General features: G+C 48.1%; 2 protein-coding genes (1 of these 2 only partly in view). One reads left to right on the top strand and one right to left on the bottom strand.

Annotated elements, in window-relative coordinates:
* On the top strand, positions 1 to 649 hold the 3' portion of the coding sequence (locus B3182_RS08015) for a UbiH/UbiF/VisC/COQ6 family ubiquinone biosynthesis hydroxylase (protein WP_292752273.1). It extends 668 nt beyond the left edge of the window; 649 of the gene's 1317 nt are visible here — the last part of the coding sequence; its start codon lies beyond the left edge, outside the window; the stop codon is at positions 647 to 649.
* A 4-nt stretch (positions 650 to 653) separates the two neighbouring features.
* On the opposite strand, the gene B3182_RS08010 is transcribed toward B3182_RS08015, so the two are convergent.
* On the bottom strand, positions 654 to 1268 hold a 615-nt coding region (locus B3182_RS08010), incomplete at its 5' end, for a hypothetical protein (RefSeq protein WP_292752270.1).

Raw genomic sequence — 1268 nt, 5'->3', positions numbered from 1 at the left:
TCGAGGCTGGGCTTACCAGCAACATGGTCTGGTCGCGACCATACGCACTGAACAGCCCCATCAGAAAACCGCCTGGCAGCGTTTTTTACCCGGTGGACCTCTCGCCTTTTTACCGTTAAATGATACGCATTTGTGCTCGATCGTTTGGTCCTTACCAACTGAGCAGGCAGAACACCTTAAAGCGCTCGACAAAAACAGTTTTGAATTGAGACTAGCAGAAGCATTTGACCATCAACTGGGCAAAGTAGAGCTGGTTTCTGAGCGGGCCAGTTTCCCGCTGGCATTAGCACATGCCAGAGACTATGTGAAACCGGGGTTCGCCTTGCTTGGTGACGCAGCACATACTATTCACCCGTTAGCCGGGCAAGGCGTGAATATTGGCTTGCAGGATGCCACGGCGTTGGCAGAAACGCTTGCCTGGGCAGTACAGCAGCAGCGTCAGATTGGCAGCTTGCATACGTTAAAAAAATATCAGCGGCGACGTTTGGCAGAAAATCTGCTGATGCAGTTCTCCATGGATGGTTTTCATCGACTGTTTACTCAATCAGCCAGCCCCATCAGCTGGTTAAGAACAATCGGTATGAGACAGGTCAATAAATCACAGTGGCTGAAAAACCGTATTATGCTGCAGGCTATTGGCGGAAAATAAGATATCAGATAGGTAAGAACATCATCGAGGCCGCCTGCACCACCACTGTTTTGACCAACCGGCCGTTTTTCTGCGCAATGATGGCGGAAATATTATCCTGTGTCGCAATCATGCCACCGATAATCCGTTGAAAGCTCAAATTCCGGGATTCATCCTGCACACTATCACTGAGTAATAACCGCTTACCCTTTGCATCACGTCGTTCCGCCAGCATCCACGCCGCAATTTCGATATTTCTTGCGCTGTTATAGAGTTTTTGTTGATCAATAGATGACAGATAATAAAATTCTGACTGATTGTTGTACGAAGCCATTAACATCCGCCGCATGCCCACGGTGAAGGCCAGCACCCTGTCACCATCATAATCATCCGTCAGAGCCAGACGAATAATCTCGGTCGGTTCAAATCCATCCCATTTGGCAAAACCGACATCCGCCGGATACATAAATAATCTGGCTACGCTGTCTTCCAGTGTACGCATATGGCGGTCATGACGCTGATAGGGATTACGTTGATAAAGTTTGATAGTTAACGTTTTCAGATCCTGCATAACCCGTTGCTGATGCAGCTCGATAACATCGTCAATGTTACTTTTGGCAAAGCTGGAAAGGTTAGGTGA

Source organism: Methylophaga sp. UBA4204 (assembly GCF_002379485.1).
GTDB lineage: Bacteria > Pseudomonadota > Gammaproteobacteria > Nitrosococcales > Methylophagaceae > Methylophaga.
This window is presented reverse-complemented; position numbering and strand designations above follow the sequence as displayed.